Annotated in this window: 27 protein-coding genes; 17 read left to right on the forward strand and 10 right to left on the reverse strand. The window is 52.1% G+C overall.

Translation table 11 applies throughout. The features are described 5' to 3' along the window. Positions 1 to 26 precede the first annotated feature (26 nt). The 6 genes from HMPREF2608_RS02080 to HMPREF2608_RS02105 form a co-directional block, all read right to left on the reverse strand. Positions 27 to 320, reverse strand: coding sequence for a helix-turn-helix domain-containing protein (locus tag HMPREF2608_RS02080; RefSeq protein ID WP_003684039.1), 294 nt, complete (start codon positions 318 to 320; stop codon positions 27 to 29). A 404-nt stretch (positions 321 to 724) separates the two neighbouring features. After that, positions 725 to 1,504: a type I methionyl aminopeptidase gene (map, locus tag HMPREF2608_RS02085; RefSeq protein ID WP_004520245.1), complete on the reverse strand. Its 780-nt coding sequence runs from the start codon at positions 1,502 to 1,504 to the stop codon at positions 725 to 727. A gap of 63 nt (positions 1,505 to 1,567) precedes the next feature. Further along, the gene (locus HMPREF2608_RS02090) at positions 1,568 to 2,173 is read right to left on the reverse strand and encodes a hypothetical protein (RefSeq protein WP_070825814.1); all 606 of its coding nucleotides are present in this window, start codon (positions 2,171 to 2,173) and stop codon (positions 1,568 to 1,570) included. Between the two features lie 67 nt (positions 2,174 to 2,240). Beyond that, positions 2,241 to 2,852 (reverse strand): BON domain-containing protein, encoded by a 612-nt coding sequence (locus HMPREF2608_RS02095; protein ID WP_036493677.1) that lies wholly within the window; start codon positions 2,850 to 2,852, stop codon positions 2,241 to 2,243. 73 nt (positions 2,853 to 2,925) lie between these two features. Further along, a complete protein-coding gene (locus HMPREF2608_RS02100; RefSeq protein WP_070825815.1) occupies positions 2,926 to 3,519 on the reverse strand; it encodes a phosphoheptose isomerase in 594 nt (197 codons plus the stop codon). Between the two features lie 4 nt (positions 3,520 to 3,523). Then, a complete protein-coding gene (locus tag HMPREF2608_RS02105; protein ID WP_049322470.1) occupies positions 3,524 to 3,871 on the reverse strand; it encodes a YraN family protein in 348 nt (115 codons plus the stop codon). A gap of 65 nt (positions 3,872 to 3,936) precedes the next feature. Here HMPREF2608_RS02105 and rsmI point away from each other — a divergent pair, with 65 nt between their 5' ends. Next, on the forward strand, positions 3,937 to 4,815 hold the full coding sequence (gene rsmI, locus HMPREF2608_RS02110; protein WP_070825816.1) for a 16S rRNA (cytidine(1402)-2'-O)-methyltransferase: 879 nt from the start codon (positions 3,937 to 3,939) through the stop codon (positions 4,813 to 4,815). Positions 4,816 to 4,971: 156 nt separating this feature from the next. On the opposite strand, the gene HMPREF2608_RS02115 is transcribed toward rsmI, so the two are convergent. The 3 genes from HMPREF2608_RS02115 to HMPREF2608_RS02125 all read right to left on the reverse strand — a co-directional run bounded on the left by HMPREF2608_RS02115 (position 4,972) and on the right by HMPREF2608_RS02125 (position 9,274). Continuing rightward, on the reverse strand, positions 4,972 to 5,781 hold the full coding sequence (locus tag HMPREF2608_RS02115) for an alpha/beta hydrolase (protein ID WP_070825817.1): 810 nt from the start codon (positions 5,779 to 5,781) through the stop codon (positions 4,972 to 4,974). 107 nt (positions 5,782 to 5,888) lie between these two features. Next, positions 5,889 to 6,878 (reverse strand): peptidylprolyl isomerase, encoded by a 990-nt coding sequence (locus tag HMPREF2608_RS02120; protein ID WP_070825818.1) that lies wholly within the window; start codon positions 6,876 to 6,878, stop codon positions 5,889 to 5,891. Then, positions 6,875 to 9,274 (reverse strand): LPS-assembly protein LptD, encoded by a 2,400-nt coding sequence (locus HMPREF2608_RS02125; RefSeq protein WP_349267269.1) that lies wholly within the window; start codon positions 9,272 to 9,274, stop codon positions 6,875 to 6,877. The genes HMPREF2608_RS02120 and HMPREF2608_RS02125 overlap by 4 nt, the downstream gene beginning before the upstream one ends. Before the next feature lie 69 nt (positions 9,275 to 9,343). Between HMPREF2608_RS02125 and amgK the strand changes: the two genes are divergently transcribed. From amgK to HMPREF2608_RS02140, 3 genes are all read left to right on the forward strand, one after another. Next, positions 9,344 to 10,348 (forward strand): N-acetylmuramate/N-acetylglucosamine kinase AmgK, encoded by a 1,005-nt coding sequence (gene amgK / locus HMPREF2608_RS02130; protein WP_004520257.1) that lies wholly within the window; start codon positions 9,344 to 9,346, stop codon positions 10,346 to 10,348. Positions 10,349 to 10,432: 84 nt separating this feature from the next. Continuing rightward, positions 10,433 to 12,328 carry a tRNA uridine-5-carboxymethylaminomethyl(34) synthesis enzyme MnmG gene (gene mnmG, locus HMPREF2608_RS02135; protein WP_070825820.1) on the forward strand — a complete coding sequence of 632 codons (1,896 nt, stop codon included), beginning with the start codon at positions 10,433 to 10,435 and terminating at the stop codon, positions 12,326 to 12,328. Positions 12,329 to 12,456: 128 nt separating this feature from the next. After that, positions 12,457 to 13,917 carry a KAP family P-loop NTPase fold protein gene (locus tag HMPREF2608_RS02140; RefSeq protein ID WP_070825821.1) on the forward strand — a complete coding sequence of 487 codons (1,461 nt, stop codon included), beginning with the start codon at positions 12,457 to 12,459 and terminating at the stop codon, positions 13,915 to 13,917. A gap of 75 nt (positions 13,918 to 13,992) precedes the next feature. On the opposite strand, the gene HMPREF2608_RS02145 is transcribed toward HMPREF2608_RS02140, so the two are convergent. Beyond that, positions 13,993 to 14,586, reverse strand: coding sequence for a 5-formyltetrahydrofolate cyclo-ligase (locus HMPREF2608_RS02145; RefSeq protein ID WP_070825822.1), 594 nt, complete (start codon positions 14,584 to 14,586; stop codon positions 13,993 to 13,995). A 78-nt stretch (positions 14,587 to 14,664) separates the two neighbouring features. Here HMPREF2608_RS02145 and HMPREF2608_RS02150 point away from each other — a divergent pair, with 78 nt between their 5' ends. The 13 genes from HMPREF2608_RS02150 (at position 14,665) to HMPREF2608_RS02210 (ending at position 25,814) form a co-directional block, all read left to right on the forward strand. Next, positions 14,665 to 14,907, forward strand: coding sequence for a hypothetical protein (locus HMPREF2608_RS02150; protein ID WP_004520263.1), 243 nt, complete (start codon positions 14,665 to 14,667; stop codon positions 14,905 to 14,907). Positions 14,908 to 15,085: 178 nt separating this feature from the next. Then, positions 15,086 to 15,814, forward strand: a complete 729-nt coding sequence (rpsB, locus tag HMPREF2608_RS02155) for a 30S ribosomal protein S2 (RefSeq protein ID WP_002230071.1) — start codon at positions 15,086 to 15,088, stop codon at positions 15,812 to 15,814. Between the two features lie 124 nt (positions 15,815 to 15,938). Further along, positions 15,939 to 16,793, forward strand: a complete 855-nt coding sequence (tsf, locus tag HMPREF2608_RS02160; RefSeq protein WP_070461228.1) for a translation elongation factor Ts — start codon at positions 15,939 to 15,941, stop codon at positions 16,791 to 16,793. Between the two features lie 216 nt (positions 16,794 to 17,009). Further along, a complete protein-coding gene (gene pyrH / locus HMPREF2608_RS02165) occupies positions 17,010 to 17,729 on the forward strand; it encodes a UMP kinase (RefSeq protein WP_003708812.1) in 720 nt (239 codons plus the stop codon). 162 nt (positions 17,730 to 17,891) lie between these two features. Further along, positions 17,892 to 18,362 (forward strand): 23S rRNA (pseudouridine(1915)-N(3))-methyltransferase RlmH, encoded by a 471-nt coding sequence (gene rlmH, locus HMPREF2608_RS02170; protein WP_003682681.1) that lies wholly within the window; start codon positions 17,892 to 17,894, stop codon positions 18,360 to 18,362. A gap of 170 nt (positions 18,363 to 18,532) precedes the next feature. After that, entirely contained in the window at positions 18,533 to 19,174 is a 642-nt protein-coding gene (gene pyrE, locus HMPREF2608_RS02175) for an orotate phosphoribosyltransferase (RefSeq protein WP_003682682.1), read from the forward strand. 98 nt (positions 19,175 to 19,272) lie between these two features. Continuing rightward, positions 19,273 to 19,668, forward strand: coding sequence for an MJ0042-type zinc finger domain-containing protein (locus HMPREF2608_RS02180; protein WP_036493714.1), 396 nt, complete (start codon positions 19,273 to 19,275; stop codon positions 19,666 to 19,668). Then, complete coding sequence (gene argA, locus HMPREF2608_RS02185) at positions 19,665 to 20,978, forward strand: amino-acid N-acetyltransferase (RefSeq protein ID WP_070825824.1); 1,314 nt, start codon at positions 19,665 to 19,667, stop codon at positions 20,976 to 20,978. Before HMPREF2608_RS02180 ends, argA begins: the two co-directional genes overlap by 4 nt. A gap of 44 nt (positions 20,979 to 21,022) precedes the next feature. Next, positions 21,023 to 21,802 (forward strand): exodeoxyribonuclease III, encoded by a 780-nt coding sequence (locus HMPREF2608_RS02190; RefSeq protein ID WP_070825825.1) that lies wholly within the window; start codon positions 21,023 to 21,025, stop codon positions 21,800 to 21,802. After that, entirely contained in the window at positions 21,789 to 22,133 is a 345-nt protein-coding gene (locus HMPREF2608_RS02195; RefSeq protein ID WP_049330844.1) for a hypothetical protein, read from the forward strand. The genes HMPREF2608_RS02190 and HMPREF2608_RS02195 overlap by 14 nt, the downstream gene beginning before the upstream one ends. 10 nt (positions 22,134 to 22,143) lie before the next feature. Continuing rightward, positions 22,144 to 22,677, forward strand: a complete 534-nt coding sequence (locus HMPREF2608_RS02200) for an alpha/beta hydrolase (RefSeq protein ID WP_070825826.1) — start codon at positions 22,144 to 22,146, stop codon at positions 22,675 to 22,677. Positions 22,678 to 22,836: 159 nt separating this feature from the next. Then, the gene (locus tag HMPREF2608_RS02205; RefSeq protein WP_070825827.1) at positions 22,837 to 24,948 is read left to right on the forward strand and encodes a TonB-dependent receptor; all 2,112 of its coding nucleotides are present in this window, start codon (positions 22,837 to 22,839) and stop codon (positions 24,946 to 24,948) included. Between the two features lie 170 nt (positions 24,949 to 25,118). Then, positions 25,119 to 25,814 carry a thiol:disulfide interchange protein DsbA/DsbL gene (locus HMPREF2608_RS02210; protein WP_070825828.1) on the forward strand — a complete coding sequence of 232 codons (696 nt, stop codon included), beginning with the start codon at positions 25,119 to 25,121 and terminating at the stop codon, positions 25,812 to 25,814. Positions 25,815 to 25,885 lie beyond the last annotated feature (71 nt).

Consider the following 25,885-nt stretch of genomic DNA (forward strand, 5'->3'; position numbering starts at 1 on the left):
TTCAGACGGCCTTTTGAATAGCTTGATTATTTGCCTTTGTCGGCTTTGGCTTCTTTTTTCAGAGAAGCGTACAACTCAGGGTCGCGGTTTTTCAGTAAGGACGCAACGGCCAAGTCGTCACGGTTTACTTTAGCCAAATCTACGCGCTCGATGTGTACCAAACGCAGCAATTCGCGTACAGGTTTAGGCATGTTGCGGCCTGATTCGTAACGGGAACCACCGGATTGAGTCACACCAATGCGACTCCAGAAGTCCATTTGGTTCAGGCCGAGTTTTTTACGGATATCGCGGATATTTTCAATTTTTTCGAACGATTTCATGAATCTTCCTTATTGTGGTATTTAGTGTATGCCATTAGGCATAAAAAAGGTCTGCAAGAATGCCGGCATCCTTTTCCCTATTGTTTTTTGGGGTGATATGTGGGCGTATTGCAAATGGCTGATCTAGATAATTAGACAGTATATTCGAAAGAAGTTTTCTGCTGTCTGCCATAATTTGTGTAAATATTTCTTAATTCATTATTTCAGTAAAATTTTGTTATATAAATCATTAAATTATGCGTTTATCTTAGATATGGCATAAGCAAATTTTTACATAATTAAACAATTCAATATGGGTAAAAACTTAATTTCGAGTTTTTATTCGGTTTTCTGGATTGAGAATGCGAATAAATTTTAGGCCTTCTGAATCTATGTTTTCAGACGGCCTGAAGGTTTTTTCAAGGTTAAGGCTTACCGCTGGCAGGGCTGATGGTAAGGATTTCGTAGCCGGTTTCGGTAACCAAAACTTCGTGTTCCCACTGGGCGGAGAGTGAGCGGTCTTTGGTGACCACTGTCCAACCGTCGTTCAGGATGCGCAGATGGCGTTTTCCTTGGTTGATCATCGGCTCGATGGTGAAAATCATGCCCGGTTTGAGGACGAGGCCCTCACCTTTGCGGCCGTAGTGAACCACTTGCGGCGCTTCGTGGAAGCCGCGGCCGATGCCGTGTCCGCAGAATTCCTGTACGACGGAGTAGCCGGCATTTTCGGCAACCTGTTGGCAGGCATAGCCGACATCGCCGAGGGTGGCGCCGGGTTTGACCGCTTCGATACCCGCCATCATGGAGGCGTGGGTCACGTCGATCAGGCGTTGGGCAATCGGGGAGACTTTGCCGACGGTAAACATACGGCTGGAGTCGCCGTGGAAACCGTCTTTTTTAATGGTCAGGTCGATGTTGACGATGTCGCCTTCTTTCAGCGGCTTGTCATCGGGAATGCCGTGGCAGATAACGTGGTTGACGGAGGTGCAGCAGGATTTCGGATAGGGCGGGTTGCCGTAGTTGAGGGGGGCTGGATAACCGCCTTGAACGTTGACGTGGTAGTCGTAAACGAGTTTGTCGATTTCGTTGGTGGTTACGCCGGGTTTGACGAATTGGCCGATGTAATCGAGGGCTTCGGCGACCAAGCGGCCGAGTTCGCGCATTTTTTCGATTTCTTCGGGGGTTTTGATGATGACTTTGTCCATGAGGTTTCCTTCTTGTTTCAGACGGCATGGAGGCCGTCTGAACGGGACGGGTGTGCCGTCTGTTTAAAACAGGTTGTCGAGATTGTCTTTATTGCGCGGTTTGGTTTGTGGTTTGGCCTCAGGTTCGGCTTTCGGAGTCGGTTTGGACTCGGGGGCTTTGGCTTTTGCCGGTTTGTTTTCTACCGCTTGTGCGGCAGGTTTGCTGTCTGCGGCTTTGTTTGCTACCGGCTGGCTGTCTGCTTGAGGTTTGTTTGGAGCGGCAGAATTGCTGTTGTCGGATGGTGTGTTTTCTGATTTGTCGGCTTCAGCGCGTTTGTTTTCTGTGCGTTTGCTGCGGTGTGTAGTGGGGCGGTCGTTTTTTGCACCTTCTTCGGCGTTGTCGCTTTTTTCGGTTTGGGGAACAATCGGGTTGCCGGAGGCGGTTTTTGCGTCGCTGTCTTTGGTAGGCTGAACGGTTTCAGGTTCGACTGCGCCGTTGGGACGCCAAACTTCAATGCGTGTGTCGTTTTGTTCGGCCGGATTTTTTGCAGGCAGGTCGGTTTTGCCGGAGTTTAGGGTGCTGAATACGCCGGCGACAAGGGCGGCGACGGCGACGAAGCTGACAAGGAAGAATGCGCGGACTAAGTGTTTGGGTTTAAGTTGGAAAGGGGCTTTATTATTTTTTGACATGATGGGTCAGGTAATAGTTGGTGGGATGGCCGTCTGAATGTTCAGACGGCCCTGAATTGCCTGTGAATCAGTTGGCAACGTAGTTTTGATAGAGGGTAACGACTTTTTGTACGCCGACGGTCGTGCTGACTTTTTGGGTCACGCGGGCTTGCTCGTCGGGCGTGAGGATACCCATGACATAGGTCACGTTGCCGTAAGTTACGATTTTGACACGCGCCTGGGTGGCCGGGCTGAGGCCCAACAGGGCGGCGCGGACTTTGGATGTGCCCCAGGTGTCGTTGGTCACGTCGCCGAGCGAACGCGCTTGCGAGGCGACGGTAATGTAGTTGTACACGCCTTCTGCGGCTTGTTCGGAACGGGCGATGCGTTCAACAAATTGTTTTTCGCCTTCGGTGGCTACTTGGCCGAGCAGGAGCAGGTGGCGGTTGTAACCGACAACGTTCAGTTTGGGTTTGTAGCCTTCGACTTGGTTGTTTTGGCGCAGGTAGGAGCGTGCGGTGGTTTCGACGCGCAAGGCCATAACGTTGTCGTCGGTTTGCGCGCCTGTGGTGCGGCGGTCGACGGCGGATTTGGTGCCGACGGCTGCACCGCCGATCAGTGCGCCGACGCAGCCGCTCAGACTCAGGCTCAAGAGGGTCGCTGTCAGAACGGGGAGGGCGTAGCGTTTGATGTTCTTCATATCCTTTTCCTTGGGTATGGACGGGTGGGCGTTCAGACGGCCTTTAAGGGATGGGCCGTCTGAAAAGAAAGGGTTACATGCCTTCAAGCAGGGCGGAGTCGATACAGTCGCACATGGCGTGTATCAGCAGGATATGGTTTTCCTGAATGCGGGCGGTGCGCGGATAAGGGACGTTGAGCAAAACGTCGGTATCTTTGAGCATGGCGGCGATTTTGCCGCCGTCGCGTCCGGTCATGGCAATGACGTGCATGTCGCGTTCGTGTGCCGCTTTGATGGCTTCGATGACGTTGGCGGAATTGCCGGAGGTGGAGATGCCGACCAATACGTCGCCGGCACGTCCGAGCGCGCGCACTTGTTTGCTGAATACGTGGTCGAAACCGTAGTCGTTGCCGATGGCGGTCAGGGCGGAAGTGTCCGTCGTCAGCGCGACAGCAGCCAATTCCATACGTTCTTTTTCAAAACGGCCGGTCATTTCGGCGGCGAAGTGTTGCGCGTCGGCAGCCGAACCGCCGTTGCCGCAGGCCAGGATTTTGCCGTCGTTCATCAGGCATTGCAGCATCAGCTCGGCGGCCTGTGCGGTCGGCTCGACCAGTACTTTTTCAGCTTCCTGCTTGGCGCGGATGCTCTCGGCAAAATGTGCGGAAACGCGTTCTTGTAATGTTGTCATGAGGTTAACCTGTAATATTTTGAATCCATTCGGGCGGGCCGTCGCCCTCGATCAGTACCGCGTCCAGGCGGCAGGGCGCATGGTTTAACCCGTGCTTTTGCAGATAATACTCTACACTTCGTTGCAATTTCAATAATTTGGACGGTGAGATGCTGTATGCGGCACCACCGAAACCTCGGTTTTTGCGGTATTTTACTTCAACAAACACAATCGTACCGCCGTTTTTGACGATTAAATCGATTTCGCCGTAGGCGCAATGCCAGTTCCGTGCCAGCAGCGAGCAGCCTTTGCCCAGCAGGAACGCCAGTGCCGCATCTTCGGCCGCCGCCCCCTGTTTGTGGTTTAAGCGCATGAAAAGTTTACCCGTTATATAATTATTGTTTTTAAAGAGACGCCGTTTCAGACGGCCTTGAATCTATGTACACAAAACACCTGCAAAAAGCCGTCGACAGCATCGAAAAACAGACATTATACGTTGTCGCCACACCCATCGGCAATTTAGCCGACATAACGCTGCGCGCGCTGGCCGTGCTGCAAAAGGCCGATATAATCTGCGCCGAGGACACCCGTGTTACCGCCCAGCTTTTGAGTGCGTACGGCATTCAGGGCAAACTTGTGAGCGTGCGCGAACACAACGAGCAGCAAATGGCCGACAAAATCATCGCCCATCTTTCAGACGGCCTGAGCGTCGCCCAAGTTTCGGATGCGGGTACGCCAGCGGTGTGCGATCCGGGTGCGAAACTTGTCGCCCGCGTGCGCGAAGCCGGATTTAAAGTGGTGCCTGTGGTCGGCGCAAGCGCGGTCATGGGGGCGTTGAGCGTGGCCGGTGTGACGGAATCCGATTTTTACTTCAACGGTTTCCTGCCGCCTAAGGCCGGCGAACGCCAAAAGCTGATGGCCAAATGGGCGGAAGCCGATTTTCCGATTGTGATGTTTGAAACGCCGCACCGTATCGAAGCAAGCCTTGCGGATATGGCCGCGCAGTTCCCCGAACGCCGTTTGACTTTGGCGCGCGAAATCACCAAAACGTTTGAAACCTTCCTCAGCGGCACGGTTGCCGAAATCCAAGCCGCCCTTAAAAACGACAGCAACCAAACGCGCGGTGAGATGGTGCTAGTGTTGCACCCTGCGGTAAAAGAGAAACACAGCGATTTGTCTGAAGCAGCACAAAACACCATGAAAATCCTTGCGGCCGAGTTGCCGACCAAACAAGCCGCCGAGCTTGCCGCCAAGATTACCGGCGAGAATAAAAAGGCGCTGTATGATTTGGCTTTGGAATGGAAAAAGCAGGGATAATGGCTGATTGGCAAACCATATATCAAAGGCCGTCTGAACAATGGATTTCAGACGGCCTTTTTTGATTGGATTTTAGAGGATTTCAAATTGATCCGATAGGTTCAATACGCTTCTAAGTTTGCGTTTCAGACGGCCTTAATGTTTGGCAAACCTGTTTTAACGCTGCCATGCGTTGCGCAAATATTCGATGCTGTCGGTCAGGGCGTAAAACGGGGCGTTGCCGTGATTGGCGTTGGGGTAGAGGGTAAAGCGGACGTCTGCGCCGAGGTGGTGCAAAGTGCCGCCAAGGATTTTGGCTTGTGCAACCATGCCGCGGCTGGTTTGGTCGGGGCGGTTGTTTCTGCCTTCATGTTCTCCTGCACCGAGGCGGATGCCGATTCCTTGCGGCAATGTGCCGGGCAGCCAATCGAGTACGCGGCGGTCTTGCCACCAGATAGACGGCGACACCAGCAAATAATGGCGGAAGCGTTCGGGGTGGGTGAACAGGGAATAGAGGCCGTACAAGGCGCCGAACGAATGGCCGAAGACGGCTTGGTTTTGGGTATCGATGCGGTATTTGCTGTCGAGCAGGGCGGAGAGTTCGTCATCGATAAAGCGGCTGAAGCGGTCGGCTTGGCCGTATTGTTTGCGTTCGGATTCGGGCGCGTTGTCGGGCAGCGGTGGCGTGTAGTCGAGTGCGCGTTGGCTTAAGTCGCGGATGGTGCCGCCGGTGTAGCCGATGCCGACAATCAGACAGGCGGCATGGCTTTTGGTGATGGGGTTGATGAGCAGGGATTGCGCCATATTGAGGATGGCAGGGAAAAAGGCATCCCCGTCAAGAATATACAGCACGGGATAGCCACCTGCAGGACGCTCGCCGAGAGCCGCGGTTTGAATGCGGTAGGTGCGGCCGGTGTGGGCGGAAGTAAGGGCGGTTTCTTCGGCTTGCAGCAGGGTGGCGGCTTGCCAGTTAGGACGGATGGACATGATGGGGTGCTTTAATCAGTGGGTTGCTTAAGGGAAAAGGCCGTCTGAACAATGGTTTTCAGACGGCCTTATTGTACGGATTTCTGCCTTTTTAACAATACGCGCGATTAGCGTACGTCAACGTAGGAGCTGCTGTGCAGTTCGCGCAGGAGGTTGGTGGTCGCCTGTTGCGCTTTTTGTTGGGACAGGTATTGGCGGACGGCGTTTTGTTGGCGCTCTTCAGGCGTACCTGCTTCGCGGACGTCGTTCAGCTTGATGATGTGCCAGCCGAATTGGGTGCGGACAGGGGCGCTGATTTGGCCGGGTTTGAGTTTGTGGACGGCTTCTTCAAATGGGGCAACCATCATGCCGTCGGCAAACCAGCCCAAGTCGCCGCCGTTGCCGGCGCTGCTGTCTTGCGAGTATTGGCGTGCCAAACCGCCGAAATCTGCGCCGCTGCGGGCTTGTGAGTAGATTTTGCGGATGGTGCTTTCTGCGCCGACGGCGGCATTGTCGTTGTCGGCTTTAATGAGGATGTGTTGGGCATGGTATTGGCGCACAGGGTCTGCTTCAGGCAGGGTGACGCCTTGTTGTTTGGCCTGCTCGATGTAGCGTGCCACTTCGGAGTCGCTCACGCGGCTGTTTTGCATGATGGCTTGTTGGCGCACTTTTTCAACAATAATGCTGTCGGCGATGTCTTGACGGACGGAGGCAGACGGATTTTTGATGTTGGGGTTGTGCGCGATAACGGCTTCGATTTCGCTATTGGTCGCTTGGATGTTGCGGCGTTTGCCGGCTTGGAGGATCAGGGATTGGTTGATCATTTGTGCCAAAACCTGTTGGCGCAGCTCGTTGGCGTCCATTTGTGTGCCTTTTGGCATGGTTTGACGCGCTTGTGCTACGGCTTGCGCTACTTGGCGGTGGGTAATGACTTCGTTGTCGACAACCGCGGCAATGCCGTCTGAAAGATGTACGCCGCTTTGTACGGCAGGTATGGTGGTGGCGCTGACGGCAGCTGCTTTGTCTGCGCGCGCTTTGCCTGCTTTGGCTTTAGGGGCGGCGTGTGCGCCTACTGCGAGAGTGAGTGCGGCGACGAGAATCAGGGGTTTGAAGTTCATTGTTTGACTACCTCGTTGGTTTTGCTGTAACCGGGGATGGCTAAGCGGAGTTTTTCGAATGGGTTGTTGCCGATATTGCTCAAGTCTTTGAGTTGTAGGTTGAAGAATACGGCGTTTTTGTGGCTGTTTTCGCCGGTAACATAGCGTTGGCCGACCAAGCTTGCGCTCCAGCAGCCGCAGTTGCTTTTGTATTCTGCACCGATGAGCATTTCCAGCGGTTTTTTGGCTTCGATTTCGTAGTTGTAACGGGCAACGGCGTACAGGTTTTTACTCAACGGCCATTGGGCGGCAAGGTCGATTTGGCTGAGCCTGTCGTAGAAATAGTCGCCGTTGACTTGCAGATAGATGCGCTCGTTGCGTCCGTATTTGTAGCGCGCGCTTAAGACTTTGCCGGGTTCGGGGTTGTAGGCAATCCCTGCGGCGTAGCTTTCGGCACGGCTTTGGTTTTGGTTGTAGTGGATGTCCAAGTCGATGCGGATGCTCGGGGTAATGTTGCCGTGTGCAAAGGCTACCCAGTCGGATTGGCTGCGCGGATAATTGCTGACGTTGCCGTCAGGCAGGACGTTGTCTTTTTTGAAATAAAACTTCTGGCCGATGCCTGCACGGAAGAGTTCCGCACCGGTGTTGGGGCTGAGGATACGGCTTTGTGTGGCCAGCGTCAGGCTGTTGGCCGAATTGATGCGGTCGTTGCCTGAATACAGGTTTTCGCGGAACAGCTGCGAGTAGCTAAAGCTGTTTTCGGAGCTGTCGAAATTAGGCAGGTCGTTTTGGGATTTGGTCGGAATGTAGTTGTAAAACAGGCGCGGTTCAAGCGTTTGCAGGTATTCTCCGCCGAAGAGTCGGGCCCTGCGCTCGAAAGTCAGGCCGCTGTCGACGTTGATAATCGGCAGGACACGGCTGACATTGCGGCCGCTTTGACCGTTGAAGCTGTTGAGGCTGTAATAAGTGGCATGTACGCCGACTTTAGGCCGGATGTAGCCCCATTGGTTGTGGAAGTCCCATTTGACGCTCGGGTAGAGTACCACGCGGCTGCCGTCTTGCTTGGTGTCGTGGTCAAAGTGGGTGAATTGGCCTAATACGTTGAGCTGAGCCTTGCCGATATGGCTTTGCCAACGGCCGGTCAGGCGGGGCATGATGGCATAAGGCTCGTCTTTATAACCGTCTTGGTTGGCCAGCGTTTGATATTTTTGTACGCGCAACGAGCCGTCGAAGCTGCCGCCCAACAGTTTGTCGCTGTAATTGAGCCATGCCTGACGGTCGAGGTTGACGTTGCGCGCGATGTCTTCGCGGCCGTAGAAGTCGCGGTAGTAATCGTTGTCGGAAACTTGGTTGTAGTTGATACCGCCGCTGATTTTGCTGTTCAGCTGCTGCTGGTGTTTCCATTTGAACTGGTAGCGGTTGTTGTGGACGCTTTTTTGGTCGTTCGGCATCCAGTCGCCATCGACTTCGCCGCTGTAATTCGGTTGCAGATAACGGACTTGGCCGCCCAGTTGCACGCCGCGTTTGCTGATGATGCCCGGGCGGATGGTGGCATCCAAATTCGGCGCAAGGTTGAAATAGTAGGGCAGGCTCAGATCAAGGCCGTCTGAACCTGTGGCAATGGTCGGAACGAGCAGGCCGCTTTTGCGGTTGCCGTTGATGGGGAAGTCCGCCCAAGGCGTGTAGAGGACAGGGACGCCGCCGAATACGAGCGAAGCGTGTTTGGCCACGCCGATACCTGTCGATTCATCGGCTTCAATGCTTTGCGCTTGGATATACCAGCTGGCATCGCCGGGCGAACAGGTGTTGAATTTGGTGTTGATGAGTTTGTAGAGGCCTTTGCCTTTGAGTTCGGCTTTTTCGCTGACACTTTGAAGGCGGCGGCCGCCTTGTTCGGTATTGAGGCGTACGGCAGTGCCGGAACCGGTTTGGTCTTTGAGGTTGTAAACCAATTGGTCGCCGGATACGGTCGAACCGTTTTGATACAGGGTAAAACGGTCGCCGGCGGTAATGGTATCGGTGGCTTGGTCGTATTGCGCCCAATCGGCGTTGAGAACGTCGGCATTGCGCTCGACAATAACGTCGCCTTCGGCACGGACGCCGACCTGGGTCTGACCTTCTATTTTATCGGCGTTAACGCGGGTGTAGTCGGCGGGCAGGGCAGGCTCGCCGCTGCGTTTTATTTCGGCAGTTTCGGCCGGCTTGGTATCTTCGTGGTCGCAAAACAGGCAAGTGCTGCCCAAGGAAAGCGGATCGGCTTCGCTTTGGCTGGTTTTTGCCGGTTTGGATGAGGCGGCGTGGGCAGGGGTATAGTCTTCCGCCTGCGGAACAGAAGCATCTTCCGCGCGCACGGCTGTTGCGCCAAAGCCCATAATTAAGGCGAGTACCAAGGGTTTGAGTGAAAATAAACGAGCCAAAATCGCCCCTTAAATCGGTTTGCCAGTTAGAATAGCGGTTATTGTAACCTGAAATTCTGCGATACCGCTATGCAACGACAAACCGAATTACAAAACTGGCTGGAGTCTGTTTACCCGAACCAGCCGTTCGAATTGAGCTTTGCGGCAGCCGATGCCGACTTCCGCCGTTATTTCCGTGCGACGTTTTCAGACGGCCAGACCGTTATCTGTATGGATGCGCCTCCTGAGAAGATGAGTGTTGCGCCGTATTTGAAAGTGCAAAAACTGTTTAACATGGTCAATGTGCCGCAAGTGCTTCATGTGGATGAAGCGTTGGGCTTTATGGTATTGAACGATTTGGGCAATACCACATTCCTGACCGCCATGAATCAGGAAAACAGTGAAACCGCCCATAAAGCCCTGCTGCTCGAAGCCATCGACGAACTGATCGAACTGCAAAAAGCCAGCCAACCCGGCAAACTACCGGAATACGACCGCGAAGTCATGCTGCGCGAGATTAATTTATTCCCCGAATGGTTTGTGGCCAAAGAATTGGGCCGCGAGCTGACCTTCAAGCAACGCCAGTTGTGGCAGCAAACCGTCGATACGCTGTTGCCGCCCCTATTGGCTCAGCCCAAAGTGTATGTCCACCGCGACTTTATCGTCCGCAATCTGATGCTGGCAAAAGGCCGCCCGGGCGTGTTGGACTTCCAAGACGCGCTTTACGGCCCGATTTCCTATGATTTGGTGTCGCTGCTGCGCGATGCATTTATCGAATGGGAAGAAGAATTTGTATTGGACTTGGTCATCCGTTACTGGGAAAAAGCACGCGCTGCCCAGCTGCCTGTACCTGCCGAGTTTGACGAGTTCTACCGCTGGTTTGAATGGATGGGTGTACAACGCCATTTGAAAGTGGCCGGTATTTTTGCCCGCCTGTACTACCGCGACGGCAAAGACAAATACCGTCCTGAAATTCCGCGCTTCTTGAACTATTTGCGCCGCGTATCCCGCCGTTACAACGATTTGGCGCCGCTCTATGCGTTGCTGGTCGAATTGGTCGGCGATGACGAATTGGAAACAGGCTATACCTTCTAAGCTTGGTTTTTTAAGATTTGATTCCACTTTTCAGACGGCCTGATCAACAAAAGGCCGTCTGAAACCTTTACAGAACACATAAACATGACTTACATGATTTACCCCAAAACCTACGACGTGATTGTCGTCGGTGGCGGCCATGCAGGTACCGAAGCCGCGCTTGCCGCCGCACGCATGGGTGCGCAAACCCTGCTGCTCTCACACAACATCGAAACCCTCGGCCAAATGTCGTGCAATCCCTCCATCGGCGGTATCGGCAAGGGCCACCTCGTGCGCGAACTCGACGCATTGGGCGGCGCGATGGCGTTGGCCACCGATAAATCCGGTATCCAGTTCCGCCGCTTGAACGCCAGCAAAGGTGCGGCAGTGCGAGCCACGCGTGCGCAGGCTGACCGTATCCTATATAAAGCCGCCATCCGCGAAATGTTGGAAAACCAAGAAAACCTCGACCTTTTCCAACAAGCCGTCGAAGACGTAACACTCGACGGCGAACGCATCAGCGGCGTGGTTACCGCGATGGGTGTGGAGTTTAAAGCACGCGCCGTCGTGTTGACCGCCGGCACGTTTTTGTCCGGCAAAATCCATATCGGTTTGGAAAACTACGAAGGCGGCCGCGCCGGCGATCCAGCCGCCAAATCCTTGGGTGGCCGTTTGCGCGAATTGAACCTGCCTCAAGGCCGTCTGAAAACCGGCACGCCTCCGCGTATCGACGGACGCACGATTGATTTCTCCCAACTGACCGAACAGCCCGGCGACACACCCGTTCCCGTAATGTCCGTACGCGGCAGCACCGATATGCACCCGCGCCAAGTGTCTTGCTGGATTACGCATACCAACACGCAAACCCACGACATCATCCGCTCAGGCTTCGACCGCAGCCCGATGTTTACCGGCAAAATCGAAGGCGTGGGTCCGCGTTATTGTCCGTCTATCGAAGACAAAATCAACCGCTTCGCCGACAAAGACAGCCATCAGATTTTCCTCGAACCCGAAGGCCTGACCACGCACGAATACTATCCTAACGGTATCTCCACCAGCCTGCCGTTCGACATCCAAATCGCCCTTGTGCGCAGCATGAAAGGCCTTGAAAACGCCCATATCCTGCGCCCCGGCTACGCCATCGAATACGACTATTTCGATCCGCGCAACCTCAAAGCCAGCCTCGAAACCAAAACCATCCAAGGCCTCTTCTTCGCCGGACAAATCAACGGCACCACCGGTTACGAAGAAGCCGCCGCACAAGGCCTGCTCGCAGGCGCAAACGCCGTGCAATACGTCCGCGAACAAGACCCGCTCCTGTTGCGCCGCGAACAAGCCTATCTCGGCGTATTGGTGGACGACCTCATTACCAAAGGCGTGAACGAGCCCTACCGAATGTTCACCAGCCGTGCCGAATACCGCCTGCAACTCAGGGAAGACAACGCCGACATGCGCCTGACCGAAGACGGCTACAAAATCGGCTTGGTGGGTGAAGAACAATGGCGCATGTTTAACGAAAAACGCGAAGCCATCGAGCGCGAAATCCAACGTTTGAAAACAACGTGGTACACACCGCAAAAACTCGCCGAAGAAGAGCAGCTGCGCGTATTCGGCCAAAAACTCAGCCGCGAAGCCAACCTGCACGACCTCCTGCGCCGTCCGAACCTCGACTACGCCGCACTGATGACCCTGCCCGACGCCCAACCTGAAACCGCACTTGCCGACAGCGTGGTCGAACAAGTCGAAATCCAAGTCAAATACCAAGGCTATATCGACCGCCAAAACGAAGAAATCGACAGCCGCCGCGACATCGAAACCTTAAAGCTGCCAGAGGATATCGATTACAGCAAAGTCAAAGGTTTGTCGGCAGAAGTGCAGCAAAAGCTCAACCAGCACAAACCCGAAACCGTCGGCCAAGCCAGCCGCATTTCCGGCGTCACGCCTGCCGCCGTCGCATTGCTGATGGTGCATTTGAAACGCGGGTTTAAAGATGCTAAGTAAGGTTTAATCCGAATAAAGGCCGTCTGAAACTTTCAGACGGCCTTTTTGAATTTAAAAGAACAAAAACATAAAAACTGATGACAGAGTAAAATACGTTACACAAAACCTATGACAGACAAAGGGATAATATGGAAACTCAATCTTTAGAAAAAACTTTTGCTACACATGATGAATTTAACCGTAAGCCGATAGCCGAGAACATCATCAGGCTGTTGACATCGCCCATCGACCTTTCTCCTATGGTTATCGACGGTGGTTGGGGAATGGGCAAAACCGAATTTTGCCAAAAACTGATTCGGCTCATGCAGCAGCAACATCCCGATTATCAGCCCGTCTATATCGATGCCTTCCGTTCAGACCACAGCGGAGAGCCTCTGCTGGCATTGCTTGCCGAAATCATTAAAGCATGTACGCCTGAAGATACTGGCGATCAGCCGTCTGAACAGCGCAAAAATATTACGAGGAAAGTCGCGAAAGCCGCAGGATTCGTGATGAAAACCGTTGCTAAGGCAGCGGTTGGTCATGTTCTAAAGCAAAATACAGACGATTTGGCAGAAGAATTCCAACAGATAATGAATGACGGCCAAGATGCAGACAGTTTGGCCGAAACCGTAACCGATGCCGCTGCCACAATCGCCAGCCATACCATCGATGCAACCGTCGAAGCCTTGCTGAAAGAGCAAATTGAAGCGGAAAAAAATCTGGAAACGCTCAAAGCCTGCCTGAAAGAATTGGCAGCGGACAAACCGATTATCCTGTTTATCGATGAACTTGACCGTTGTCGTCCCGACTACGCGGTTGATATGTTGGAAGTTATCAAACACGTCTTTGATGTCGAAAACGTTAAAGTTGTGTTGGTAACGAATACCAAACAACTGCGTGCGGCGATTAATCATCGGTATGGTGCGGAAGTGGATGCGCAAAAATACTTGGATAAGTTTTTAAAATATAGCTTTGCCTTGCCAGAGAAGGTTGTAGCTCGATTTGAGGAAGAGCGGGCTTTGGTTGCTATTGAATATTTCAAGCAATTGATACGAAACAGCAGTATGGCTGGTGAATTGCGAGGTTTAATTGGACAGGGAGCAATTCTGAATCTTATCAGTGATATGGTAGAGCGGAATAATTTATCGCTTAGAGAAACGGAACGATTAGTCCGATTTTTGGAGATATATCACTCTTTGAATCATGGATTTAGTGCTGAGTGGGCTATGGCTTACAGATTGTTAAGTGTGGTTGGTGTATTTGTCTTCTGCTTTTATCCGAATTTAATGGACAATATTAATAAAAATCGAACTGATGCTAGAGAATTTGCTCAATTATTTAATCTTCAATCTTGGCCAAATATGCGAAAACCTTATACAGAATACAAATATGCGGATGTTATTGCAGTGATGTTAATTTTACATAGTAAAATTGAAGACTCTCGTTTTACATTACTAGAACCTCATGATAATAACTATTGGAAAAAAGAAATAAATAAATGGTTCTTTGAAAACCGATCTTTCGGTCATTATTGTGAAATAGATGAGGTTTTATCTGTTTTGAAGAACACTTTTCAAGTTCTCAGTTTTGAACAAGAGCCACAATAAAATTAAAGGCCGTCTGAAATCCCAAAAATCAGGTTTCAGACGGCCTTTTATCATTTTAATAAACCGATAATTATCCTATCGAGGCCGTCTGAATTTCAATACGCCAAGCTCGGAGACAAAGCCGTTTAGGGGGATGTCGTGGGGTTCGGTCGGCAGTGTGTCGGTCAGTTGGCAGCCGAAGCCTACGCCCAGTGTTCGGGTTTGCAGGCGGTATTTCATGGCGGAGAGGGTGGCGTCGTAATAGCCGCCGGCTTGTCCGAGGCGGTAGCCGCGTTTGTCGATGCCAACGATGGGGACCAGCAGCAGGCTGAGTTGGTGGACGCGGATTTTTTTGCCGGTGAATTGGGGGACATGCAATTTGGCGCGGCCGCGTTTGCGTTCTTGTTTGGCACCGTCGGCAGGGTAGGGGGTGAACCACATCCGCCGCGTGTTCGGTTCGATATAGGGCAGGTAGAGTTTTGCGCCGCGTTTTTGTGCGGCACGGACAAAGCCGTCCAATCGCAATTCCTTGCCTATCGGCCAATACACGCCGATTTTCCGTCCTTTTTTGATGTAGGGCTTGAGCAGGCGGTTGATGGTTTCGGTGGCGGCGTTTCGCTCGTCTGCGCTCATTTGGGCGCGTGCGCGGCGGAACTGTTTGCGTAATGCCGATTTTTCGGGATTCCTCATTTTCAGACGGCCTTTCAGGATTGCGGTAGAATGTTGCGATTATAACGATTTTGTTAACATTCAAACAGGACGCACACGATGTGGCACATTGTCGCCATCGGCTATCTTTTTGTTGCCGTGATGTTTTCCGCCGCGCAGCCGAGTATTGCGCGCGCGTTGATTTATTTGGTTTTTTGGGCAGTGTTGCCCACTGTATTCACGGTCTTTGTCGTGACCATCCGCCGCCGCAACCGCCTGATGAAACGGCAGGAGCAGGCGGAGTTTGAAGCGGCTCGCCAAAAGGCGGTACAGACGGATGAAAAACAGGACGGAAAGGTATGAAATCCCTTTTCAGACGGCCTCTTATCCGCTATAATCCGTCAGTTTTCCATTTGGGAAACACGCTTTTATTTTTTTAAAACTTATGCCCACTTTCGCCGAAGGGTGCTTGACAATAGGCGCCGCCTATCAAGTTCTATGCGATTGAATGTGTGCTCTTTAACCCTTTCAAGGAAATAACATGTCTCAAATTACTATGCGTCAGATGATTGAAGCCGGTGTTCACTTCGGTCACCAAACCCGTTTCTGGAACCCGAAAATGGCCCAATACATTTTCGGTGCGCGCAACAAAATCCATATCGTAAACTTGGAAAAAACCCTGCCGATGTTCCAAGAGGCGCAAGAAGCCGTACGTCGTCTGGTTGCCAACAAAGGTACAGTATTGTTCGTAGGTACCAAACGCCAAGCCCGCGACATTATCCGCGAAGAAGCTACCCGTGCCGGTATGCCTTTCGTTGATTACCGCTGGTTGGGTGGTATGCTGACTAACTACAAAACCGTTAAGCAATCCATCAAACGCCTGGAAGAAAAAACTGCTGCCCTGGAAAACGCTGCTGAAGGCGGTTTCAACAAAAAAGAAATTCTGGAAATGCAACGCGATGTTGAAAAACTGGAACGTTCTTTGGGCGGTATCAAAAACATGAAAGGCCTGCCTGACGCGATTTTCGTTATCGATACCGGCTACCAAAAAGGTACTCTGGTTGAAGCTGAAAAATTGGGCATCCCTGTTATCGCCGTAGTCGATACCAACAACAGCCCTGACGGCGTGAAATACGTTATCCCTGGTAACGATGACTCCGCTAAAGCCATCCGCTTGTACTGCCGCGGCATCGCTGACGCAGTTTTGGAAGGCAAAAACCAAGCGCTGCAAGAAACTGTAGCCGCTGCCCAAGAAGCTGCTGCCGAGTAATTCGGTACACAGAAGAGGGGGCGTTATGCCCCTTTTCTCAAATCCCGTTCTGAAATCCGTTTCAGACGGCCACTATTTCCAAACACGGCAATGGCCGTGTTCCCAAAAATCTAGGAGATTCAAAATGGCAGAAATTACTGCAAAAATGGTTGCCGACCTGCGCGCCGCTACCGGCCTGGGCATGATGGAATGCAAAAAAGCCTTGGTTGAAGCTGAAGGCAACTTCGACAAAGCCGAAGAAATCCTGCGTATTAAATCTGGTGCGAAAGCCGGTAAACTGGCTGGCCGTACTGCTGCCGAAGGCGTATTGGCTTACGCGATCAACGGCAATGTCGGCGCATTGGTTGAAGTAAACTGCGAAACCGACTTCGTTGCTAAAGACGCCGGCTTCGTAGAATTTGCCAACTTCGTTGCTAAAACTGCTGCCGAGAAAAAACCGGCTTCTGTTGAAGAGCTGAGCGAACTGGTTGAAGTAGAACGCAAAGCCATCATCGCTAAATTGGGCGAGAATATGTCTGTTCGCCGCTTCCAAGTGATCGACACTGCCAACCAACTGGTTGCCTACATCCACGGTGCTTTGGCTACTGAAGGCGTATTGGTTGAGTACAAAGGCTCTGAAGACGTAGCACGCAAAATCGGTATGCACATCGTTGCCGCTAAACCACAATGCGTAAGCGAAGCCGAAGTAGATGCTGAAACCGTTGAAAAAGAACGCCACATCTACACCGAGCAAGCTATCGCTTCCGGCAAACCTGCCGACATCGCCGCTAAAATGGTTGAAGGCCGTATCCGCAAATTCTTGGCTGAAATCACTCTGAACGGCCAAGCGTTCGTGATGAACCCTGACCAAACTGTTGCCCAATTCGCTAAAGAAAACGGCACTGAAGTGGTTAGCTTCGTACGCTACAAAGTAGGCGACGGTATCGAGAAAGCCGTTGTTGACTACGCAGCCGAAGTTGCTGCCGCTGCTAAAGTGTAAGGCACTTATGAAAAAGAAAGCACCTAGATTCCAAACGAATCAGGGTGCTTTTTTTTGAGAAAACCGTTTACGGTACCTATTTTAAGACGACCGAATATTCAGGCCGTCTGAAAACAAAACAATAATAGAACGACACACCATATCATTGTAATCCGACCGTTTGAAATTCAGACGGCCCAACTCCGACCGACGACATTCAAGAAAGCAAGGTATCCCATGACACAGCAAATTAAATACAAACGTGTATTACTGAAACTCTCCGGCGAATCCCTGATGGGCTCTGATCCATTCGGCATCAATCATGATACCATCGTTCAAACTGTCGGCGAAATTGCCGAAATCGTGAGAATGGGCGTGCAAGTCGGTATCGTTGTCGGCGGCGGTAACATTTTCCGCGGCGTATCTGCACAAGCAGGCAGCATGGACCGCGCCACTGCCGACTACATGGGCATGATGGCGACCGTTATGAACGCCTTGGCACTCAAAGATGCATTTGAAACCTTGGGCATCAAAGCGCGTGTTCAATCAGCACTGTCTATGCAGCAAATCGCTGAAACTTACGCCCGTCCTAAAGCCATTCAATATTTGGAAGAAGGCAAAGTCGTGATTTTCGCCGCCGGTACCGGTAACCCATTCTTCACGACCGACACTGCCGCCGCATTGCGCGGCGCGGAAATGAACTGCGACGTGATGCTCAAAGCCACCAATGTTGACGGTGTGTACACCGCAGACCCGAAAAAAGACCCATCTGCAACACGCTACGAAACCATTACTTTTGACGAAGCCTTGTTGAAAAACCTCAAAGTGATGGATGCCACCGCTTTCGCCCTCTGTCGCGAACGCAAACTCAATATCGTGGTATTCGGCATTGCTAAAGAAGGCTCGCTCAAACGCGTGGTAACCGGCGAAAACGAAGGTACACTGGTTCACTGCTAATCATTAAAAGGCCGTCTGAAACAGCCGAACGGGATACATTCGGCTTTCAGACGGCCTTTTATTTTCAGTCGGTTGCGCGGGTATTGGTTCATGGGTTGAAAAGGTTGAGAACTTGCTTGATCATAATATCCAACCGACAATTCGATAACAAAAGGATACTCCATGAATATCACCGTCTTGGCTGTCGGCACGAAAATGCCGCGTTGGGTGGATGAAGCCGTCGGCGAGTATGCCAAACGCTTCGGGCGCGATGTCAATTATGCGCTGAAAGAAATCAAGCCAGAGAAACGCGGCGCGGGTGTGAATGCGGCTCAGGGCATGGCGGCTGAAGAAAAACGCCTGCTGGAAGCCATACCGCAGGGCGCGTTTTTGGTGGTATTGGATGAGCGCGGCAAAGCGCCGACTTCGGTCGAATTGGCGCAACATTTGAAAGGCTGGCAGCAAAACGGCGAACACGTCTGCTTTATTATCGGCGGCGCAGACGGCATGACCGACCGTTTGAAGCAGCAGGCAAATATGATGATGCGCCTTTCCAGCCTGACCTTGCCGCACGGCATGGTGCGCGTTTTGCTGACCGAGCAGCTTTATCGCGCCGTTTCGATTTTGCACAACCATCCGTATCATCGGGAATAATCCGTTTTGATTGCTGGGATAAAACGGTAATGCCGCCTTGTAGGTTTGAAAGGGAATAGGGCAAGTCGGTTTAAAGCAGGGTTGAACCTGTTTTCAGACAGCCTGATTTTTCCGCATGAATCCTTTATAATCGTTTCTTTGATAAATCAACATCTTTCGAGAGAACCCAAATGTCCGATTTCCGTCAAGACTTCCTCAAATTCGCTTTGGCACAAAACGTGTTGAAATTCGGTGAATTTACGACTAAGGCCGGCCGTCAGTCGCCTTATTTTTTCAATGCCGGTTTGTTCAATGACGGCGCATCGACTTTGCAGCTGGCGAAGTTTTACGCCGAAGCCATTATTGCCAGCGGCGTGAAGTTCGATATGCTGTTCGGCCCAGCCTATAAAGGCATTATTTTGGCGGCGGCAACAGCGATGATGTTGGCGGAAAAAGGCGTAAACGTACCGTTTGCCTACAACCGCAAAGAAGCCAAAGACCACGGCGAGGGCGGTGTGTTGGTAGGCGCGCCTTTGAAAGGCCGCGTGCTGATTATCGATGATGTGATTTCCGCCGGTACATCCGTGCGTGAGTCGGTCAAACTGATTGAGGCCGAAGGCGCAACGCCTGCCGCAGTGGCCATTGCGCTCGACCGCATGGAAAAAGGCACGGGCGAATTGTCGGCGGTACAGGAAGTTGAAAAACAATACGGCCTGCCGGTGGTTTCAATTGCCAACCTGAACGACTTGTTCACGCTCTTGCAAAACAATGCCGAATTTGGCGGCTTCTTCGAGCCGGTCAAAGCCTATCGCGAACGTTACGGTGCGGTTTAAACCATAACATCATGCTCAGGTCGTCTGAAACAGTTTTCAGACGACCTGAAGCATTGGCTAAAATATATTTTTGATTCAATACACTTACGGAAATACTCATGCCTGCTTGTTCTTGTCCTCATTGTAAAACACCGCATTGGGTGAAAGATGCCCAGTTGAACGTGGCGCAGGGTTTCGTGGTCTGCACGCGTTGTTCGGGGATGTTTAAGGCCAAGGATTATCTGTCGGGCAACCTGCCGGCCGATCCGGCCCATCTGCCTGTGGCGGTAACGGATGTGCGCCTCGTGCATAACATCGGCGCGCAAATCCTCAAACATTCCAAACTCTCGCGCAAAGAAATTTCTGATTTGCTCAACAGCGCGCTCAAGGAAGAGCCTAAGGCGGAAGAGCAGGTGGCGGTCAAAACGCGCAAGGACGGTTTCAACTGGACGTTGGCATCGCTGATTGCGCTGACGGTTTTGATTATGCAACTCTTTTATCTTGCCTTGCTATGAGTGCCAGCGCCCATTTTGTCGCCAGCTTTCGCGAAGCCGCGCCCTATATTCAATATTTGCGCGGCAAAACCATGGTGGTCGGCGTGACCGACAGCTTGTTGGAAGGCGAAACCTTGATTCGTTTGGCCGCAGATTTGAACCTGTTGGCCAGCTTGGGCTTGCGTTTGGTCTTGGTACACGGTTCGCGGCATTTGCTCGATAAATTAGCTTCGGGTCGGGATTTTGTTCCGAAATACAGCGGCAGCCGACGGATTACCGATGAAGCGACTTTGATGGAAGTGAAGCAGGTGGCGGGGATTATCCGCAGCGATGTGGAAGCCGCCTTGTTCAGCAGCGTATCCGCACAGCAACGGAGCAAGCCGCCGGTTATCGCGTGCGGCAACTTTATTACCGCCCGTCCGTTGGGCGTTATCGACGGCGTGGACATGGGCTATACCGGTACCGTCCGCAAAATCGACGCGGAAGAAATCCGTTTGCGCTTGGACAGTGGCGCGGTGGTGCTAATCAGTCCTTTGGGGCATTCGTACAGCGGCAAAACCTTCAATCTGAGTATGTGCGAAACCGCGCAGGAAGTGGCCATGGCTTTGCAGGTGGAGAAACTGGTTTTCTTGACCGAAGAAGCCGGTATTCGTCGTGCCGACGGCTCGTTGGCCAATACTTTGTCTGTCGGCGAAGTGCAGGAATTGATACACGACAATCCCGATGCGCCGGCCGATTTGCTGCATGCGGCGGTAGGCGCGTTGGAAAACGGCGTATCGCGGGTGCAGATTCTCAACGGCCGTGAAGACGGCAGCCTGCTGCGTGAGCTGTTTACCCGCGAGGGCAGTGGTACATCTATTGCCCGTGAGCCGTTTGTTTCCATCCGTCAGGCACGCAGCGACGACATTCCGCACATCATCGCCTTAATCCGTCCTTTGGCGGAACAAGGCATCTTGTTACACCGCAGCCGCGAGTATTTGGAAAACCATATTTCCAGTTTTTCCGTATTGGAACACGATCAAAACATTTACGGCTGCGTGGCGCTGAAAACCTTTGCCGAGCCTGATTGCGGCGAATTGGCCTGTCTGGTGGTGTCGCCCGAAGCGCGTGACGGCGGCTACGGCGAATTGTTGTTGGAACATCTGTTTCAAAAAGCACGCGCCTTAAATATCAAAACGCTTTTCGCCTTATCCACGCACACGGGCGAATGGTTTGTCGAACGGGGCTTTCAGACGGCCTCAGCCGATGATCTGCCTGCCGAACGCCGGCAGGAATACAATGCCAACGGCCGCAATTCCAAAGTATTTGTTTATGACTTGCAGGCCGTCTGAAAACCTCAATCCTATTATCCGTTTTTAAAAATTACTCAAATCTTATGTTGAAAATCATCTCTGCCAACGTCAACGGCATCCGCTCCGCCTATAAAAAAGGTTTTTATGAATACATCGCCGCTTCCGGTGCCGACATCGTCTGCGTACAGGAACTGAAAGCTCAAGAGGCCGACCTGTCAGACGATATGAAAAATCCGCACGGTATGCACGGCTACTGGCATTGCGCCGAAAAGCGCGGTTACAGCGGCGTGGCGGTGTACAGCAAACGCAAACCCGACAATGTGCAAATCGGCATGAGCATTGAAGAATTTGACAGAGAAGGCCGTTTTGTCCGTTGCGATTTCGGCAAGTTGTCGGTAATTTCGCTGTACCTGCCCAGTGGCAGCAGCGCGGAAGAGCGCCAACAAGTGAAATACCGCTTTTTGGACGCGTTCTATCCCATGCTCGAAGCCATGAAAAACGAAGGGCGCGACATCGTCGTCTGCGGCGACTGGAATATCGCCCACCAAAATATCGACTTGAAAAACTGGAAGGGCAATCAGAAAAACTCAGGCTTCTTGCCTGAAGAACGCGAATGGATAGGCAAAGTCATCCACAAGCTCGGTTGGACGGATATGTGGCGTACACTTTATCCGGATGTGCCAGGCTATACATGGTGGAGCAACCGCGGACAAGCGTATGCGAAAGATGTCGGGTGGCGTATCGATTATCAGATGGTTACGCCGGAGTTGGCCGCCAAAGCGGTTTCCGCACATGTTTATAAAGACGAAAAATTCTCGGATCACGCCCCTTTAGTTGTGGAGTATGACTATGTTGCCGAATAAGGTTTTTGGTAAATATGATTGGAATATAAACGGTAAAACCGGCGTAGGCGCGGCGTGGGTCGTAGCGGCATTTGTGCTGCCTATGCTGGTGTGGGCGGTGTTTATGCTGGCGCGGATGTCCGGCTGGGTTGCGCCGACCAAGGCCAATCCGACGTGGGCGTTGGTATGGCTGCTGTTTTCCCTGCCTTGCCTGCTGATTGCGGCCAAATGCTTTGCTTGGAAGGGTTGGCGGCTGATTGCCAACATCGTACTTTGTCTGGCAACTTGTGCCATCCTCAGCGTGCCAGCCGCATTGCTGATTGCATTTACACTCAACGACTTGCTCAAATAGGCCGTCTGAAATGCAGAGCTTCGAACTCGAAGAAATGGCACTGTTTCTGATACGCGATGCGGATGAAGCGGAAATGTGGATAGACCGCTGGGCGGTCAGCTATCCGATTGTTCAAACCGCCGAAGCCGATAGTCGGCAAACCATTTCCGAATGGCAACACGCCATTCAGACGGCCTTCGACCATATCGTCAGCAGAAATATTGCCGTCGTGGCTCATGGTGCCGGCGTGTCCGCATTTTTGGCATGGCTGTATCAAGCCGACATCCTGACGCAAAAACGCCTGACCAATATTATTTTGGTCTCGCCGCGTCCCGAAGCTTTTCCCGAAGACGAAATCCATACGTTCCAACGCGTCCGCTGTCCTTGCCGTACGGCGTTGATCATCGCCGAAACAAAAGGCACACCACGCGATTGGGCGCAAGAACAGGCTGACCGCTGGCATGCACGCCTGCTTCAATCGCCGCATTCCGGCCGGTTAAACGGCGCACTCGGCGGCTGGCAATGGGGCATGAAGCTGATGCAGGAAATGTTGTTAAGTAAATAGTTTAGAAGTGTCTATCAAGAAGAGAGGCCGTCTGAAACCGATATGAGTTTCAGGCGGTCTTTATTTGCAAATATCATGTTAAATATAATTAAAAGAAACTATTCTCATTTCTTTTATGAGGCAATATAATTCAGCTGTTTCGTTAAATTGAGTATAAAAATGCAAATACCATTTCATTTGGCTTTATTACCCACGCTGATTATTGCTTCCTTCCCTGTCGCTGCTGCCGATACGCAGGACAATGGTGAACATTACACCGCCACTCTGCCTACCGTTTCCGTGGTCGGACAGTCCGATACCAGTGTACTCAAAGGCTACATCAACTACGACGAAGCCGCCGTTACCCGCAACGGACAGCTCATCAAAGAAACGCCGCAAACCGTCGATACGCTCAATATCCAGAAAAACAAAAATTACGGTACGAACGATTTGAGTTCCATCCTCGAAGGCAACGCCGGCATCGACGCTGCCTACGATATGCGCGGCGAAAGCATTTTCCTGCGTGGCTTTCAAGCCGATGCATCCGATATTTACCGCGACGGCGTGCGCGAAAGCGGACAGGTCCGCCGCAGTACCGCCAACATCGAGCGCGTGGAAATCCTGAAAGGCCCGTCTTCCGTGCTTTACGGGCGCACCAACGGTGGCGGCGTCATCAATATGGTCAGCAAATACGCCAATTTCAAACAAAGCCGCAACATCGGTGCGGTTTACGGCTCGTGGGCAAACCGCAGCCTGAATATGGACATCAACGAAGTGCTGAACAAAAACGTCGCCATCCGCCTCACCGGCGAAGTCGGGCGCGCCAATTCGTTCCGCAGCGGCATAGACAGCAAAAATGTCATGGTTTCGCCCAGCATTACCGTCAAACTCGACAACGGCTTGAAATGGACGGGGCAATACACCTACGACAATGTGGAGCGCACACCCGACCGCAGCCCGACCAAGTTCGTGTATGACCGCTTCGGACTGCCTTACAGCATGGGTTTTGCCCACCCGAACGATTTTGTCAAAGACAAGCTGCAAGTTTGGCGTTCCGACCTTGAATATGCCTTCAACGACAAATGGCGCGCCCAATGGCAGCTTGCCCACCGCACGGCGGAGCAGGATTTCGACCATTTCTATGCAGGCAGCGAAAACGGCAGCCGAATCAAACGCAACTACGCTTGGCAACAGACCGACAACAAAACCCTGTCATCCAACTTCACGCTCAACGGCGACTACAACATTGGCCGTTTTGAAAACCACCTGACCGTAGGCATGGATTACAGCCGTGAACACCGCAACCCGACATTGGGTTACAGCCGCACCTTTTCCGCCTCCATCAACCCCTACGACCGCGCAAGCTGGCCGGCTTCGGGCAGGCTGCAACCCGTCCTTACCCAAAACCGCCACAAAGCCGACTCCTACGGCATCTTTGTGCAAAACATCTTCTCTGCCACGCCCGATTTGAAATTCGTCCTCGGCGGCCGTTACGACAAGTACACCTTTAATTCCGAAAACAAACTCACCGGCAGCAGCCGCCAGTACAGCGGCCACTCGTTCAGCCCCAACATCGGCGCAGTGTGGAACATCAACCCCGTTCACACACTTTACGCCTCGTATAACAAAGGCTTCGCGCCTTATGGCGGACGCGGCGGTTATTTGAGTATCGACACGTCGTCTGCTGCCGTGTTCAACGCCGACCCCGAGTACACCCGCCAATACGAAACCGGCGTGAAAAGCAGTTGGCTGGACGACCGCCTCAGCACTACGTTGTCCGCCTACCAAATCGAACGCTTCAATATCCGCTACCGCCCCGACGCGCAAAATGATCCCTACACTTGGGCAGTCAGCGGTAAACACCGTTCGCGCGGCGTGGAATTGTCCGCCATCGGGCAAATCATTCCCAAAAAACTCTATCTGCGCGGTTCGTTGGGCGTGATGCAGGCGAAAGTCGTTGAAGACAAAGAAAATCCCGACCGAGTGGGCATCCATTTGAATAACACCAGCAACGTTACCGGCAACCTGTTTTTCCGTTATACCCCGACCGAAAACCTCTACGGCGAAATCGGCGTAACCGGTACAGGCAAACGCTACGGTTACGACTCAAGAAATAAAGAAGTGACTACGCTTCCAGGCTTTGCCCGAGTTGACGCCATGCTTGGCTGGAACCATAAAAACGTCAACGTTACCTTTGCCGCGGCCAATCTGCTCAATCAAAAATATTGGCGTTCGGATGCCATGCCAGGTAATCCGCGCGGCTATACTGCCCGGGTAAATTACCGTTTCTGATGAAATCAGGCAAAGGCCGTCTGAAAATAAGGCTATGATCTAAGCCATATTTCAGACGGCCTTTTATAAAGGTTGAAATAAAACTAAACACATTTTTTCACTCAAATTGAACACGCCTTCAACAAAATGCCATAAAATTGGCCGATTGATTTGAATGTAAAGAGATACCTATGAAACTGAAAACCTTAGCTTTGACTTCATTGACCCTGTTGGCATTGGCCGCTTGCGGCAAACAGGCGGAAACCAGCGTTCCGGCAGACAGCGCCCAAAGCAGCGCATCTGCTCCGGCAGCCCCTGCCGAATTGACCGAAGGTGTCAATTACACCGTATTGTCCAATCCGATTCCGCAACAGCAGGCCGGCAAAATCGAAGTATTGGAATTTTTCGGCTACTTCTGCCCGCATTGCGCCCATCTTGAGCCTGTCTTGAGCGAGCACATCAAAACGTTTAAAGACGATACCTATATGCGCCGGGAGCATGTCGTGTGGGGTGATGAAATGAAACCTTTGGCACGTTTGGCGGCCGCAGTGGAAATGGCCGGAGAATCAGATAAAGCCAACAGCCATATTTTCGATGCGATGGTTAACCAAAAAATCAACTTGGCCGATACCGATACCCTGAAAAAATGGCTGTCCGAGCAAACGGCGTTTGACGGCAAAAAAGTATTGGCTGCATTTGAAGCACCCGAAAGCCAAGCGCGTGCGGCTCAAATGGAAGAGTTGACCAATAAATTCCAAATCAGCGGTACACCAACCGTTATCGTCGGCGGCAAATACCAAGTCGAATTTAAAGACTGGCAGTCCGGCATGACCACGATTGACCAACTGGTGGACAAAGTACGCGAAGAGCAGAAAAAACCGCAATAAGTTGAAGGTGAATAAGTAAAGGTCGTCTGAAAATAGGATTTCAGACGGCCTGAGACCTTTGCAAAAAAGCC

Origin of the sequence: Neisseria sp. HMSC064D07 (genome assembly GCF_001837185.1) — a bacterium.
GTDB lineage: Bacteria > Pseudomonadota > Gammaproteobacteria > Burkholderiales > Neisseriaceae > Neisseria > Neisseria flavescens_C.